13 protein-coding genes, 1 pseudogene and 1 riboswitch are annotated in these 15,328 nt (G+C 57.7%); of the genes and pseudogenes, 7 read left to right on the top strand and 7 right to left on the bottom strand.

Going from position 1 to position 15,328, the window contains the following annotated elements:
• Positions 1 to 272: 272 nt before the first annotated feature.
• The 4 genes and pseudogenes from efeU to FCN80_RS08915 all read left to right on the top strand — a co-directional run.
• Positions 273 to 1,907: pseudogene (gene efeU / locus FCN80_RS08930) on the top strand (iron uptake transporter permease EfeU); the annotation flags it as partial.
• Complete coding sequence (gene efeO / locus FCN80_RS08925; protein WP_136989815.1) at positions 1,894 to 3,126, top strand: iron uptake system protein EfeO; 1,233 nt, start codon at positions 1,894 to 1,896, stop codon at positions 3,124 to 3,126. The pseudogene efeU and the gene efeO, both read left to right, overlap by 14 nt.
• A gap of 10 nt (positions 3,127 to 3,136) precedes the next feature.
• Complete coding sequence (locus FCN80_RS08920) at positions 3,137 to 4,417, top strand: Dyp-type peroxidase (protein ID WP_136989814.1); 1,281 nt, start codon at positions 3,137 to 3,139, stop codon at positions 4,415 to 4,417.
• Positions 4,418 to 4,533: 116 nt separating this feature from the next.
• Positions 4,534 to 5,307 carry a DUF3750 domain-containing protein gene (locus tag FCN80_RS08915; protein WP_136989813.1) on the top strand — a complete coding sequence of 258 codons (774 nt, stop codon included), beginning with the start codon at positions 4,534 to 4,536 and terminating at the stop codon, positions 5,305 to 5,307.
• 33 nt (positions 5,308 to 5,340) lie between these two features.
• Here FCN80_RS08915 and FCN80_RS08910 read toward each other — a convergent pair whose 3' ends face one another.
• Complete coding sequence (locus tag FCN80_RS08910) at positions 5,341 to 5,790, bottom strand: GNAT family N-acetyltransferase (RefSeq protein ID WP_136989812.1); 450 nt, start codon at positions 5,788 to 5,790, stop codon at positions 5,341 to 5,343.
• Positions 5,791 to 6,237: 447 nt separating this feature from the next.
• Here FCN80_RS08910 and FCN80_RS08905 point away from each other — a divergent pair, with 447 nt between their 5' ends.
• From FCN80_RS08905 to thiD, 3 genes are all read left to right on the top strand, one after another.
• Positions 6,238 to 6,924: a helix-turn-helix transcriptional regulator gene (locus FCN80_RS08905; RefSeq protein ID WP_136989811.1), complete on the top strand. Its 687-nt coding sequence runs from the start codon at positions 6,238 to 6,240 to the stop codon at positions 6,922 to 6,924.
• A gap of 274 nt (positions 6,925 to 7,198) precedes the next feature.
• Positions 7,199 to 7,289: riboswitch (TPP riboswitch) on the top strand.
• A gap of 40 nt (positions 7,290 to 7,329) precedes the next feature.
• Positions 7,330 to 8,121, top strand: coding sequence for a hydroxyethylthiazole kinase (gene thiM / locus FCN80_RS08900; RefSeq protein ID WP_136989810.1), 792 nt, complete (start codon positions 7,330 to 7,332; stop codon positions 8,119 to 8,121).
• Positions 8,118 to 8,921: a bifunctional hydroxymethylpyrimidine kinase/phosphomethylpyrimidine kinase gene (gene thiD, locus FCN80_RS08895; RefSeq protein WP_230492574.1), complete on the top strand. Its 804-nt coding sequence runs from the start codon at positions 8,118 to 8,120 to the stop codon at positions 8,919 to 8,921. The genes thiM and thiD overlap by 4 nt, the downstream gene beginning before the upstream one ends.
• Here thiD and FCN80_RS08890 read toward each other — a convergent pair.
• The 6 genes from FCN80_RS08890 to baeS form a co-directional block, all read right to left on the bottom strand.
• Positions 8,868 to 9,782, bottom strand: coding sequence for a hypothetical protein (locus tag FCN80_RS08890; RefSeq protein ID WP_136989808.1), 915 nt, complete (start codon positions 9,780 to 9,782; stop codon positions 8,868 to 8,870). The genes thiD and FCN80_RS08890 overlap by 54 nt on opposite strands.
• Before the next feature lie 127 nt (positions 9,783 to 9,909).
• Positions 9,910 to 10,821 carry a lipid kinase YegS gene (gene yegS / locus FCN80_RS08885; RefSeq protein ID WP_136989807.1) on the bottom strand — a complete coding sequence of 304 codons (912 nt, stop codon included), beginning with the start codon at positions 10,819 to 10,821 and terminating at the stop codon, positions 9,910 to 9,912.
• A gap of 389 nt (positions 10,822 to 11,210) precedes the next feature.
• A complete protein-coding gene (trhP, locus tag FCN80_RS08880; protein WP_136989806.1) occupies positions 11,211 to 12,602 on the bottom strand; it encodes a prephenate-dependent tRNA uridine(34) hydroxylase TrhP in 1,392 nt (463 codons plus the stop codon).
• 200 nt (positions 12,603 to 12,802) lie between these two features.
• Positions 12,803 to 13,144, bottom strand: coding sequence for a YegP family protein (locus tag FCN80_RS08875; protein WP_136989805.1), 342 nt, complete (start codon positions 13,142 to 13,144; stop codon positions 12,803 to 12,805).
• 88 nt (positions 13,145 to 13,232) lie between these two features.
• A complete protein-coding gene (gene baeR, locus FCN80_RS08870; RefSeq protein WP_136989804.1) occupies positions 13,233 to 13,943 on the bottom strand; it encodes an envelope stress response regulator BaeR in 711 nt (236 codons plus the stop codon).
• The gene (gene baeS, locus FCN80_RS08865) at positions 13,940 to 15,325 is read right to left on the bottom strand and encodes an envelope stress sensor histidine kinase BaeS (RefSeq protein ID WP_136989803.1); all 1,386 of its coding nucleotides are present in this window, start codon (positions 15,323 to 15,325) and stop codon (positions 13,940 to 13,942) included. Before baeS ends, baeR begins: the two co-directional genes overlap by 4 nt.
• Positions 15,326 to 15,328 lie beyond the last annotated feature (3 nt).

Below are 15,328 nucleotides of genomic sequence, written 5' to 3'. Positions count from 1 at the left end.
TGGCGAAGACAGGGGCATTCGGCGCGACAACACCTTTTCTATCGGCCCACGGATGCCTAGCCGAGCGAAACGGCTCAACGCGTAGTCCACTTTATCGGCCATCGCCAGCGACGGACATAAACAGATACAGTTTTTTTGTCCTGGTCAAAGGATTTTTTGCGCGGTTTCGTTCGTGTCGGCTTCCCCCTCATTAGTGTTAATGGTATTAATACTGATTCTCATTATTATCAAAAAATAATTGTTCAGGGGAGGCCAAAACGTTAGCCACATTCGTCATCGGTCTGCGTGAAGGCCTTGAAGCGGCTTTGATCGTCGGCATCATCGCCGCGTTTTTGCGCAAAAACGGCAAGCGTCTTACCGCCATGTGGTGGGGCGTGATTCTGGCCGTGCTGCTGTCTGTTATCGTCGGTGTCGGTCTCGACCTGGCCGAGCAGGCGTTGCCCCAGGCACGTCAAGAAGGGATGGAATCCATCATCGGCGGCGTCGCGGTCTTTTTCGTAACCGGCATGATAGTCTGGATGAACAATCATGCGCAAAACATGCGCCGGCAGTTGGAGGCCGAAGCCGCCGCCGCGCTCAGCCAGGCCAGCGCCTATGCCTTGGCCAGTATGGCGTTTCTGGCGGTGTTGAAGGAGGGGTTCGAAACCAGCGTCTTCTTATTGGCGACCTTTTCGGCATCGCAATCGGCCGCGTTGGCCGCTGCCGGCGCCATTATCGGTTTGCTGCTGGCGGTGGCGATAGGCTGGGGCATCTATATCGGCGGTGTCAAAATCAATCTGTCGCGATTTTTCCGGTTTACCGGCGCCTTTTTGATTTTAGTTGCCGCCGGGCTGGTGATTTCCTCGCTACGCACCGCCCACGAAGCCGGTTGGCTGAATATCGGCCAGCGAACCCTGTTCAATTTGTCATGGCTGGTGGCGCCCGGCAGCATACATTCGGCGCTGATAACCGGCGTGCTCGGCATCCCCGCCGATCCGCGGCGAGTGGAATTGGCGGGCTGGCTGGCCTATCTCATCTGCGTGGCGTTCTATCTCTATTGGCCCCACTCCTTGCGGCCGGGACCGCGCAAGGCGGCACGGTGGCAGATAGCAGCCGGCGCCGCGCTGCTCGTCGTGGCATGGGGATTGTTTAGCTTTTATCCGACACCCCGCGCGCATCTTGCCGAACGGGCGACAATCGTCGGCATAACGGGGGACGCTTCGCCGCCGATAGGTTCTCTTGACTTAACCGCGGCGTCGGGCAAGGCGTCGGCGATGTTGAAAGTATCGGTTGTCGGCGCGCGGGAACTGCAATTGCCATTGCCAAAAGAGCAAGGCCGGCGCGAGCGCGACAACGGCCGCGATCTGATGGTCTGGACGATTGCCCATCGCGTATCGGCGGACGCCGCGCCGGGCACCGTGACTTTGGATGACGTGGTAGCGCTAAATGGCGGACGTATCCCCATCGGCCTGAGTCCGCAACAGCATCCCGGACCTTATAACGCCGATTGGTCAATACATTGCTCGACGCGGGTAGGGATCGCTCAAGGGTTACTGGTGGATGCGAGCAGCCGCTCGAACACGTTGCTCACGCTATCCGGCAGCGGTCTGCAAACCCCCCGCACGCTCACCGTCAAGCAGGACGGCAATGAGGCCGCCTTGTGCCGCTGGCGCGTCAGCGACGCCTACCGTGCCCGCGCCGAGGCCGAATGGGATCGCGTGACGGCGGCAGACGAAGAACGGCATTTTTGGGCCGGCGCGCTGCCCGTCATGCTGGTCATCGCCGCGGCATTTTTCTTTTTTTCCGCTATCCGAATTCTTATTCGGCGGCGGCGCGCCGGATCGGTCGCCGCCGCCGATGTCATGTCACCTCGCGGCCATAACACTCATCAACTGAACAATAAAGGAGCAACACATGCCGAACATTAGCCGTTCGAAACGTCCTTTCGTCGCTTCCGCCGGTCTGTCGACCCTGCTGATATTTTCCGCCGGCGGATTTTCCGGTGAAGCCGTGGCGGCTGGCGGTACGCCCGCACCGATGAAAAATGGCGTTTCCCAGGTCGCCGTCACCCTGACCGGCGATAACGGTGGCACCTGTATTGTCGATCACGATACCGCCAAGGCCGGCCCCATCACATTTTCCGTCACCAACAAGACGGCGACGGCCATTACCGAAATCGAGTTGCAAAGCCATAACCGCATTCTCGGCGAGAAGGAAAATCTGGCGCCCGGTTTGCCAACGGTCAGTTTCACCCTGACGTTGGATGGGGGCACGTATCAGCTTTATTGTCCCGGTGCGGCGAAGGAGATGGTGAATTTCAAGGTGACGGGCAAGAGCGCGGCGCAGCCCACCGGCAGCACGGCGTCGATTCTGGCTGCCGGTACCAAGGGCTATGCCAATTATGTCAACGGGGTGGTTGATGACATGGTTACGGCGGTCAATCGCTTGAAAACGGATATCGACGCCGGCGATCTCGCCAAAGCCCGCGCCGACTATCCGTTGGCACGGCCGTTTTACGAACGCATCGAATCCGATGTGGACGGGTTCGTTTTGCCGGGCTTTAAGGCCACCGATAACTCGGGAAACCTGGATTACCTCATTGATATGCGCGGATCCAATTTGGATCCGAAAGTGGGCTGGCATGGTTTCCACGCCATTGAGCGGGATCTTTTCCAAAACGGTAAGATCACCGATCAAACCAAGCAATTGGCCGCTGAGTTGCAGACCAATGTCGATAAATTAGATAAGTTGGTAAAATCGCTAAGCTACAAACCCGAAGATTTGGCCAACGGCGCGGCTGATTTGCTGGAAGAAGTCCAATCAACCAAAATCAGCGGCGAGGAAGAGGCCTTTAGCCATTATGACCTGGTGGATTTCGCCGGCAATGTCGAGGGAGCGCAACAGGCCTTCGCTTTCCTGGAACCGGGCATGCAAAAGATTGATGCCGATCTGACCGAGCAAGTACAAGCCAGGTTCGCCGCCGTGCATCAATTGCTGGAAACTTACCGCGACTCCAGTGTTCCCGGCGGCTACAAACTGTATACCGCCGAATTGAAGGCATCCGATGCGGCCAAGCTTAGCCGTAGCATCCAGGCGTTACAGGAACCCCTGTCGACAATTGCCGAAAAAGTTGCTACAGCGAGGTAGGAGCGCAGCCATGAGTCATAAAGAAAACCCTGCCGGACATCCGGCCGGGAGTTTTTCCCGCCGCGATCTGATTCGCGGCGCCATGGCCGGCGCGCTCGGGCTGTCGGCTTACGCCGGCGCGGCCGAACCGTCCTTGACGGCCAAATCCGCCGCCACGCCCCATCCCGACGATATTGTCGACTTGTCGACATTCTATGATTTCTATGGCGACGGTGGGCAGGCGGGCATTCGCACGCCGCCGCAGCGTTATATCTTCTATATGACATTCGACTTGACCACCACGCAACGCGCCGGTCTGCAAGTGCTCTTGGCGCGTTGGTCCGGCGCCATCGCCCAATTGATGAAGGGCAAGAGTATCGGACAGGTGGAGCCGGCCCGGGAGTATGGCGTCGGTTTTGATACCGGCGAGGCGCTGGATCTCGGTCCCGCTTCTTTAACGGTGACCGTCGGGCTAGGCCCAAAGGTCTTTACCGAGACATACGGCCTGCAAGATCATAAACCGCCGCTGTTGCGCCAACTGCGGCAATTGCCCAGCGACGCGATGCGACCGGAATTGACCGGCGGCGATCTTTCCCTGCAAGCCTGCGCGGACGACCCCCAGGTCGCTTATCATGCCGTCCGGGATTTGGCCCGCATCGCCAAGGATACCGGCGCCGCGTCCACTCGCTGGACAGTGATGGGTTTCGGCCGCGCCTCGGCCGGCAAAGGCCAGTCGACGCCGCGCAATTTGCTGGGATTCAAGGATGGCACGCGCAATATCGTTGAAGACGCCGACTTTGAGAAGTTTGTCTGGATCAAGGACGGACCGGCCTGGCAACGCCATGGCAGCTACCAGGTGGTGCGTAAAATCGAGATGCACATTGAAAACTGGGACACCGATCGCGTCAGTGATCAGAACGCCGTGTTCGGCCGCCATAAAGTTTCCGGGGCGCCGCTCACCGGTATCGAGGAATTCGACACCCCGGACTTCAACAGGAAAGACGCCGACGGGCAACTGGTCATTCCGGCCACGGCGCATATTGCGCTGGCCGCCCATGAGAATAACCATGGATTGCGGATCTTGCGCCGGTCCTATAATTATACCGACGGAATTAACGACGAGGGGCTCTTGGACGCGGGTTTGCTGTTTATCAGCTACCAAAACGACCCGGCCCATTTTGAGACGCTGCAAGCCAAACTTGGTGCGGCGGATGCCCTGAACGAATACATTTCGCATATCGGGTCCGGGATCTTCTTCGTGCCTCCGGCACCTCAGGAGGGAACCTATATCGGCAGCGCCCTGTTTGCCTAGCGCACGCCAGCCGGGCAATGTACCGCGGCCGCGCCGGCGGGCTCACAGGATGCCGCCGGCGGCAAGGCAATAGGAGGGTTAACCGGCATATCCCGCTATTTTACCGGAAAAGGCTCATGCATACTGTCAAAATTCTGGCCCTGGGTTTTTGCTGCGTGCTGTTGATTTCGTTTGGGCAAAGCCTGGCCAAAGCGGCGTATGACGGCGGGATTTTCAGCGGACGGACCTGGTGGACCGCGCGACGCGATTCCGCCGATATCGCGCCGGATCCGGCGCGATTTGTCAATACGGCCATCGTGCAGGTCTACGCCGCGCGGACTTTTGGCTGGCGGGGACTGGCGGCGGTTCATCCCTGGATCATCTTCAAAAAAGCGGGCGAGACGCACTATCGGCGCTATGATGTCATCAGTTGGGGCGGCGGCGACGTCGTTCGGCGCGATTTTGGGCCCCCCGATGGGTATTGGTTCGGCGCCAGACCGAAATTATTGGCGGATCACCGCGGTCCGCGCGCGCAGGCCATGATACCGCAAATCGAGGCCGCTATCGCCAGCTACCCCTATGCCCACACCTATCATGCCTGGCCCGGTCCCAACAGCAATACTTTTATGGCCCATATTGGCCGTGAGGTGCCGGCCTTGAGGCTGGATCTGCCGGCCAACGCCATCGGCAAGGATTACCGACCGTTGACGGATCCGGTGGGCCGTTCCGCTTCGGGCGAAGGCGTTCAGGCATCGCTGCTGGGGTTAGTGGGCGTCACGCTAGGGGTTGACGAGGGGATTGAATTTAACGTGCTGGGGTTTAACATGGGCGTGGATATCATGACGCCAGCGCTGCGATTGCCCTTTGTCGGACGACTGGGCATGAAGAAAGTCGCGACGGACGCCGGCTGAGTTTTCAGGCCGCGTTGGATGCCGGCCAGCGTGTCAGCGCCGCGCGGCGGCGATCGTTTCGCCGTTGCGACGATGCATCAGGTAATACTCGCCATTTTCGGCAGTCCCCGACGAAATGATTTCCCAACCGCGGCGCTGGTAAAATGCCAGCGCGCGGCGGTTGCGCGTCAGGCATTTCAGCGCCATCCGCTCGCCGCACAGTGGATAGCACGCCGCCAGTAGCGCGGAAGCGATCCCTTGTTGCTGCCAGTGAGGATCGACAAACAGGTTGTGCAGGAAATTATCCGGTAGCCACAACGAGGCAAAGCCGACAAGGTGTCGTTGTTCAACGGCCACCAAAATTTTTTCATGATAGGTGGCGCTATCGAAATCTTCCAGCCGCCATTGCGCGCCGTTCAACCAGGGCCAGCCGTCGCGGCGGGAGGCCAGGTAAAGCGTCCGTAAAAAGGGCCTGTCTGATTCTTGGTAATTCCTGACGAACACAACATCTCCTTAAGGTGGATCCCGATGAAAGATAAGCGGGTGGGTCGCGACGTCGCGGAGTCGGCTTTACGCCGGGGGCGATGGCAGAGAGTTTGCCCCCCGCCCACGGCTTGCCGTTGACGGTTCACCGGGGTTGCCGGCAAAGGCGCCGCTTACTTGCCGCCACGATGCCGCTTGACCTGATAAGAGTATATATCATTTTAAATAATTGTTGATTGATAGGAGCCCATGGCGGCAATTCGATGCGGCGGAAAATATATCAGCGGATTTATTAAAGGTTGCATCGCCAGCAGGCCTCTTATATTATCGAAAAATCCCATGAAATTTAAGTTTCAGGAAGCTATTTATTACCTGTCTCGGATAATAAATAATGCGTATTAGTTAATATGGCAGGCATATCTTATGGAATAATTCTCAGACAGCAATCAGGACGATTTTATCAAAACCATGAGAAAGGAGCTCAGATTCTACCTTATCCAGATATTCAAGCATGCGCATGTTTTTTGTTTCGCCTATTTAATGATGAACAAATCACACTATTCTTCCGAAGCGATTATTTCCGATTATCCGGCTGGCTGGATTGAACAATATCAAAACTATGGTTACCAGAAAATCGACCCGGTAATGCTGGTCGCCAGCCGAACTGTATCACCGTTTATCTGGCCTGACGACTTAACGCTTAGCCGGCGGCACAGCTTTTACCGGTTATCGAACTACTATCGGCTGAATAGCGGTTATACCTTCACCCTGCATGACGGTGATGATAATTTAGCCACGCTCAGTTTGATCAATCTCGCCGAAAGCCCGCAATTTTTTGATACTATCGAGCAGAATAAAGAGAAATTCCAGATGTTGTTGATTACCACCCATGAAAAGGTCATCAATTTCCTCCGAAGCAACACGGCATACCCGCAGACGAATGGCGTGCCGCCGTTCGAGCCGCACTTATCTCCCCGTGAAAAAGAGGTGTTATATTGGGCCAGCGCGGGTAAAACTTATGGAGAGGTCGCCACCATACTGACAATTAGGGAAGGAACGGTAAAGTTCCATATTAGGAATGTAATTGAAAAAATGGGTGTGGCCAATGCCAAACATGCTATCAGCCGGGCTATGAAACTTAAATTGTTCGGTTGAATCGAACGCGGGATAAATCCCCATCGCCGGCGGCGGCAAATGAACCACGCATCCGTTGCAAACAACAAGTCACCTGATTTTCAATTGAAAACAAAAGGACATTATTTTCCGTAATCAATCCTTGAAAAGGAATGGCGTTTGTTCGGGGGCAGGCGCCACTGGCCGTCCTGCGTCGGGATGTCATCTGCCGGCCGGGACATATTGTGTCCATCCGGCAGCAACTCCGCTTGTGCCGGCAGACCCTTTACCGTAATCTAGCTTGCTGTCGTTATTGCTAAATGACTCGGGGTGCCTTACGAGGCTGAGAAATACCCGTATTACCTGATCTGGATTGTGCCAGCGTAGGGAAGTCAAGGTCATCTTTCGTACCGGACCCTGCTTTTCCGACCGCCGGTGGGGAGTATTATGACCTATCAACACGAATTTTCCGGCGAGACCGCCGCCGCATCCCTTGCCATGCTTCGCCAGCGCGCACCGCTGGTGCATTGTCTGACCAACGACGTGGTCCAGGCGGTTACCGCCAATACCTTGCTGGCGCTGGGCGCCGCGCCGGCCATGGTTATCGAACCCGAAGAGGCCGCGCAGTTCAGCGCCATGGCCGACGCTTTGCTGGTGAATATCGGCACACTATGCCGTGAACGGGCTGACGCCATGCTGGCGGCGGTCCGTTCCGCCAATCAGGCCGGCACGCCTTGGGTTTTGGATCCGGTGGCCGTCGGTCCGCTGGCTTACCGCACGGGTTTCGCCCGTGAACTGCTGGGGTTGCGACCTGCCGCCATCCGCGGCAATGCATCCGAAATCCTGGCGTTGGCGGGCATCGCCGCGCGGGGGCGCGGCGTGGACAGCGCCGACGATTCCCAAAGCGCCCTACCCGCCGCCAAGAGGTTGGCCACGGAGCGGCAAACGCTGGTGGCGGTGACCGGTCCGGTGGATTTTATCACGGATGGCGAACAGGTCTGGGCGGTGAATGACGGCCATATTATGATGACGCGCGTTACCGGGACCGGTTGCGCCCTTTCGGCGGTGGTGGCCGCGTTTTGCGCTCTGCCAGGGGATCGTTTGCAGCATGCGGCGGCGGCATGCAAAGTCATGGCGCGGGCCGGGCGGCTGGCGGCGGGCGACTCCTCCGGTCCCGGCAGTTTCGCCGTCGGTTTCCTCGACAGGTTATACCGTCTTTCCGAGGAGGATTTGCGGTGAACCGGCAGATCAATTTATTGAGTATCGCCGGTACCGATCCCAGTGGCGGCGCGGGTATCCAGGCGGATCTGAAAACCTTCTCGGCATTGGGGGGCTACGGCGCCACGGTCATTACCGCGCTGGTGGCGCAAAACACCCAGGGGGTGCAGGACATTTTTCCGGTGACGCCGGAGTTTGTCGGTCGGCAACTGGATTCGGTGCTGAGCGATGTCCGTATCGACGCGATCAAAATCGGTATGCTGGGGCAAGCGGAGACCATACGGGTCGTGGCGGAGAAGCTTGCGCAATACCCGGTACCGCATGTGGTGCTGGACACGGTCATGGTGGCCAAAAGCGGGGATTTCCTGCTGGCGCCGGATGCGCTATCGGTCTTGCGCGAACGCTTGCTGCCGCAGGCGTCGGTCATAACGCCCAACCTGCCGGAAGCGGCGGCATTACTGGGATGCGAGCCGGCCGGGGATGAACGGCAGATGCGCGAACAGGGGCGCGCGCTGCTGGCGCTGGGGTGCCGAGCGGTGATCATCAAGGGCGGTCATTTGCCCGGCGCGCACAGCCCGGATTGGTTAATCACCGTCAATGATGAACAGCGATTTGACGCGCCGCGGGTGGCCACCCGCCATACCCACGGTACGGGTTGCACGCTGTCCGCGGCGTTGGCGGCCTTGCGTCCGCGCTACGACGACTGGGCGCAAACGTTGCGAGCGGCCAAGGCGTGGTTGCAACAGGCCCTGGCCCATGCCGATGAGCTAGAGGTCGGGCAAGGGATCGGGCCGGTTCATCATTTCCACCAATGGTGGTGACATGCCGTTCAATACCCCTTCGGCCAGGCTGAGCAGGGCGCGGGCATATTGTAAATGGCGGGCGTCGAAGGCATTGAGCTGGTAATGGGTCTCGCCGCGGTGCGGACGGATACGTAGCGAGGGAAGGGGGTTATCGCCGCTTTTATCCGGCAGCGCGGTGTAGACGTAACCGGGTTGTATCCGGTTCTCATCGTCGCGCCAAAGGAGTTGCAGGGCCGGGTGCGGCGCGCGGCAACGGGCGATAAAGATATTGCCGGACCAGAACCCTTCGAACTGCCCCTCTTTTTGCAGGCGTTTTTCAGCAAAAATGGGCGCATCCACCCACTCGGCCACCGCGGACGGCGTGAGGAGAGTCATAAGCTCCCGCCACAGCGGGCGGTCATTCTCCAATTGCCAGCAAGCCATGCCGATATAATCGTTCATGGCCCGCCAGTCTTCCTCCAACTGGCGTTTAACGGCCTTATCGACGAGGTGGCGGTATTGGTACAACGGACCGCGTAATTCCCCCAGCGTGTTGTAGGTGATCAAGGTGGTATCCCGCGGCTTACGGCGCAGCGACAGCCATAAAAAGATCTTCGGCACGCGAAAGGCGATGGATTGCACGCTTAGACGGTATCGTTGCTCCCGGGTTAGCACGAACCCATTGGACGTGCCGCGTTTTTCCCGATAGTTGTGAATGATCACCAGGCTATCCTCGCCCAGCCAGCCGGCGGTGTAATGTTCCCGTTCACTGTCGGAAAGCTTGAGATCGTCCACCATGGCCAGCAAGCGCCCATACTCCAGGGTCGCTAGCGAATGCGTCTCGCCGGCGCTGTAATACAGCGTCGGGGGTTTGGGAAGGTCGGGGGAGAAAAGTTGCATCGTGATTTTCCTGCATCGGCAATATGGCGGAGATCTTACCTGAAGTTGTTATACAAGTCCTCGCGCCTCGTGTCACTCTCTGCCGATACTGTGCGTAAGATCAAAAGCCGAATGTCTTGCCGAGGCGTTATGCCAGCAACGGGCATTGCGGCGGCAAACGACAAGATAACGCCGCCGGCAGGACTTTGATCAGGAAATGCGTGCCACGCAACGGCTCACCATCAAGGTTAAACATAATTTCATGGGGCGCGGTGATTTCAAGCCAGGGTAGCGTCGCAGAGACGATGTGAGGATTTTCTTCTCCCGGCGTCAAACTTTTCAACAGCATGGGCAGCCATTCTTCCGAGGCGAAAATACGTAATTGCAATTTGCCATCGTTAATAAGGGCGTCCGGGCAAAGCAACTGACCGCCCCCGGCCTGCCGGCCGTTACCGATACCTATCACCAACGCATCGCCGCGCCAGTGAAAATCCGGCCCGCGTATTTCGCAACTATCGGCCTTCAGGCTGTCCACGCGCAGCAACCCGTGAATGAAATAGGAGGCGCCGCCTAGCACGGATTTCAGTTTGGCCGGGGTTTCAGTGGTGATGCGGGTGCCGAAGCCGCCTGTGGCCATATTGATGAAAAAACGATCGTCATTGACGCGGACCAAATCCATGGCGGCGGCATCCCCGCACATCGCCAGCAACAGCGCCTGTTCCGTTTCCGACGGGATAGCGCAGCTCTGCGCGAAATCATTGGCGGTGCCCAGGGGTAATATGCCCAGGCAAGGCCGCTGTCCGGCGGGCAGCATGGCCAGCGCGCAGGCCACCTCGTTAATGGTGCCGTCGCCGCCGCCGGCAATCACTGTCGTCGCGTGTAATTCGGCCGCTTCCGCCACGTAGCGATGGGCGTCGCCATGCTCCCAGGTAACGCGGACATGCAGTGGGTAGCCGGCCTGGCGGTACTTGCGGATAACGCTTCGGACGGATTCGTCGCCGGCGCATTTACCGTTAAGAATAATTAATGATATGGGCAACGCTGGGATGGCTGATTCCATTGGCGCTATTTTCCAATAGTGACGCAGGCTCGGCGCCTGACCGTCATGTTTCTCATGGTCTTATGGTTGGCGGCGGTCGCTTGTCCCGAACGCCGCGTCCAAAAGCGGCCCGGGTTTGCCGTCGCGAAACGGCAGGGCTGAAATAAGTATAGGTAGTACTGGGACGTATGTCGGCATCGTGAAGTCTGAAAAAAATGCCGGGCGCGACGCATAGGGATGTTTCGCGCCGGCAAAGGGGCCTTGCAAAATAAAAAGCCAGCTCAAGGGAGGATGAGCTGGCGAAAGAGGTGGTTCCTGGTGTAGCTGGGTCGTTTTTTTACATTTGGTTTCAGCGAAGGAATGATACGCTTCACTGATAAGATGATATGTGACCCAATTCTAACTTCCGATCATCCGGCTTTGCTCATCGCATGGGCGGCGGCCTTGCCCAGCGGATCGCGCGTGGTGGTGCCGTTGAGATTCCTCAGCAGCAGGGCGAACCGGATATCAAGGGTTTCCGGTACCGGCAGGTAAACAATATGACCATTGCCGGGCGCCATTGTGGTGGTATGACCTTTGCCGTCGAACATGCGATCGAGGGTGAACAAAATGTTGCCCTGCGGTGTCATGAGCTCCACGGAATCGCCGAGGGAGAATCGGTTCTTCACCGCCACTTCCGCCAGGCCGTCGCGTCGGACGCCGGTGAATTCGCCGACGAATTGCTGGGTGTCGGAAACGGAATAACCGTACTCGTAATTCTGCATATCCTCATGGGCGTGACGACGAAGGAATCCCTCGGTATAGCCGCGGTGCGCCAGTCCCTCAAGCGTCCTCAACAACGTGGGGTCGAAAGGCTTGCCGGCCGCTGCATCGTCTATCGCCCGGCGGTAAACCTGGGCGGTGCGGGCGCAGTAGTAAAAGGATTTCGTCCGGCCCTCGATTTTCAGGGAATGTACCCCCATGGCCGCCAGCCGCTCCACATGGGCCACCGCCCGCAGATCTTTGGAGTTCATGATATAGCTGCCGTGCTCGTCTTCGAAGGCGGTCATATATTCGCCGGGGCGTTGATTTTCCTCGATAAGGAAGACCTTATCGGTGGGGGCGCCGATGCCCAGGGTCGGTTCGACGGTGGCTACCGGGATGGGTTCATAACGCTGGACGATATTGCCGATTTCGTCTTCCTTGCCCTCTTGTACCTTGTATTCCCAGCGGCAGGCATTGGTGCAGGTGCCTTGGTTAGGGTCGCGTTTATTGATGTAGCCGGACAACAGGCAACGGCCCGAATATGCCATACACAGCGCGCCATGGATAAAAACTTCCAACTCGATATCCGGTACTTCCCGGCGAATTTCGGCGATTTCCTCCAGTGACAGTTCCCGGGAAAGAATCACCCGGCTCAGGCCGGCCTGTCGCCAGAAGCGTACCGTGGCCCAGTTGACCGCGTTGGCCTGTACCGATAAATGCACCGGCATGGTTGGGAATGCCTGGCGAACCATCATAATGAGCCCGGGATCGGACATAATCAGCGCATCGGGCCCCATATCAATGACTGGCTGCAAATCGCGAATAAAGGTTTTCAATTTGGCGTTGTGGGGCGCGATGTTTACCACAACGTAGAATTTTTTGCCCAAGGCGTGGGCCTCGCCGATGCCGACCGCCAGGTTGGCATGATTGAATTCATTGTTGCGTACCCTCAGGCTATAGCGGGGCTGCCCGGCGTAAATCGCATCGGCGCCATAGGCGAAGGCATAGCGCATGTTTTTCAATGAACCGGCGGGGGAGAGCAGTTCGGGTTTACACATGATAAATCTCGTCTGATGTCAGGTCAGTTTACCCGTCGCCGGGTAATGAAGGACGCGATTTTAGATCCTGGCGGAAAAAATAGCAGTAAAAAAAGCGATCGAGCCGCCGCCGGGACGAACCCGGCATTGGCAAGGCAGGCGAATGCGCGCGGTAGGCGGGACCGTCAACGACGCCCTCTTGGCGCCGGCGAAAGCATCCTCTAGCGGGTCAGGTCCCTGATTTCCCGAGTGATGGCGTATTCCATGGCCGCTTTGATGCCCCGGCGGGCATCGGAGTCGCTACTATAAGGTCCGCCGGAGCCGAGGATTTGATGATCTCTGCCGCGCAATACGAAATAGCGATGTTCATCGCCGGTAGTACGCTTAAGCTCGTAGTTATGTTCATCCGGGGCGTTATAACGGGCGAAAGTGATGGCATTCTCCGCCGACGCTTTGCTGCAAAACGTCTCGCTGCACAGAATGATTTCACCGTGGCTTCCTTTCAGTTCAAAATGGTAGTGTCCGTTGCGCTCTTTCTGCAGTTCGTAATGTACGGTTGCCATAAAGGGCCTCCTTCATAACCGCCTGTTAGCGCCTTCGCGCTAAAATAAGTATAGGATAAGCCCGAAATGTACACCGTGGCTGAATCGGTTAAATTAATTCACAAGCCTCCGCTTCCCAGCGATATCCCATGCCGTACACCGCGCGAATGAAGGGAACGTCGTCCACCAGATTTTCCAGCTTGCGGCGCAGGTTTTTGATATGGCTGTCGATGGTGCGATCCGTGACCACGCGATAATCGTCGTAAAGCTGATTCAGGAGCGCTTCACGGGAGAAGACCTTGCCGGGTTCGCTCGCCAGAATTTTTAGCAAACGGAATTCCGCAGGGGTAAGATCCAGCGGCATAGCGCGATAGCTGGCCTGGAACCGGTTTTCATCGATGACAAGCGGACGGGGTGCGGGCAGGGTGCTCAGGGGGCGGTAGCTGCGGCGGATAATGACTTTAACCCTGGCCACCACTTCCCGCGGACTGTAGGGTTTGCAGATATAATCATCCGCGCCGATCTCAAGCCCCAATAACCGGTCGATCTCCTCGGTTTTGGCGGTCACCATCACGATAGGCACATCGGAAAAGCGCCGGATATCGCGGCAAACCGACAGCCCGTCCCGGCCGGGTAGCATGAGATCCAGCAATATCAGCGACGGTGGTAATTGCCGCACATAATCGACCACCTGATCGCCCCGATCCAACCAATGCGTCTGAAAATCGGCCGCCTGCAAATAATCCACCAGTAGCTGGCCCAGCTTGGGTTCGTCTTCCACAATCAGTATGGTGGCCGGTATGGGATCTTGTGCGTTCATAGGCTCCTGACGGGTCGCGTGTCAATGGGTAATAGTAGCGCTATTCGCAGTCCGCCCAAAGTCGAATGTGCGGCTTTGAGACTGCCGGCATGGGCTTCGACGATATTCTGGCAGATGGACAGGCCCAGGCCGGAACCGCCGCTGGCGCGATTGCGCGATCCCTCGGTGCGGTAAAACCTATCGAAAATCTGCAACAATTGCCCGTCATCAACCCCCGGCGCGCTGTCCTGCCAGCACAATGACAGCATTTCATCCCGGATCTGACCAGTTATAACCAGGCGACCCGGCGGGTCGGTATAACGCAGGCTGTTTTCCAACAGGTTGTTGAACAGTTGGGTCAACCGATCCGGATCGCCGAACACCGGCGCCTGATCGGGCATCTCCAGGCAGATGTCTATGCCTTTGTGAATATAACGTTCGTGAAAGGCGGCCACCGCGATTTTCAGCAAATGTATGACGTCAACCCGGCTTTTGCGATAAGCCAGCGCGCCGGAATCCGACAGGGACAGTTGATATAAATCATCCACCAGCTTGGTCAGGATGGCGACCTCGCCCTGCAATGACGCCAGCGACTCGCCGGTGGGTTTTCTGACGCCGTCCTGCAATGCCTCCAGTTCGCCGCGCAGGATAGCCAGCGGTGTGCGCAATTCATGGGAAATGTCGGCCATGAACTCCCGCCGCATGGCATCGTTTTTCTCCAGAGACATGGCGAGCTGATTGAAATCGCGGGCCAGCCGGGCCAGCTCATCCTGTGTATCGACCACGACGCGAACGGAAAAATTACCGGCCGCCAATTGATGCGTGCCTTTCACCAGGCGCTGCACCGGCGCCAGCAGGCCACGGGCGGTCAGCCAGGCCACCGCCGCCGCCAGCAGGCCGGCCAGCGCCACAATTAACCAGCTTGTCCGCCGTTGCTGGGCATCAAAACTGATATCCGCCGCCCGGGTCAGTCGTTCCACCGGCGTTGACATAATCCAGCCCACCACCTGGTGATTAGCGGTAATCGGCAAGCGGGGACCCTCGTTCGGCAACGGCCCGGCAGGACCCACTAATTTGGTCATATCGGCATCCACCACCCAGATTTGGGTACGCAGTCCGTGCGGGGGATAATTTCGTCCTTCGTCGGGATTTTGTTCGAACGACCGCAGCAATTGAAAAACGAAACGTTCGTTATTACGCAAAAAGCCCCAGTCACCGTGCACCTGGTATTGCTCGGTCAGGGCATTATCCAGCAGCACCATCCGCTGATGATTGGTACGCTTGATATAATCGATAAAACCCCGCTCGAAACTTAACCTGACTCCCCAATTCATGGTGATGACCACCAGCATGCTGGTGGCGAATAGAGCCAGAAAAAGTTTGGCGGTAATGCCGAATTTCATGAT

Origin of the sequence: Martelella alba (assembly GCF_005217455.1) — a bacterium.
GTDB lineage: Bacteria > Pseudomonadota > Gammaproteobacteria > Enterobacterales > Enterobacteriaceae > Acerihabitans.
The sequence above is the reverse complement of the archived record's forward strand: the minus strand, read 5'-3'. Positions and strand labels throughout refer to the sequence as shown.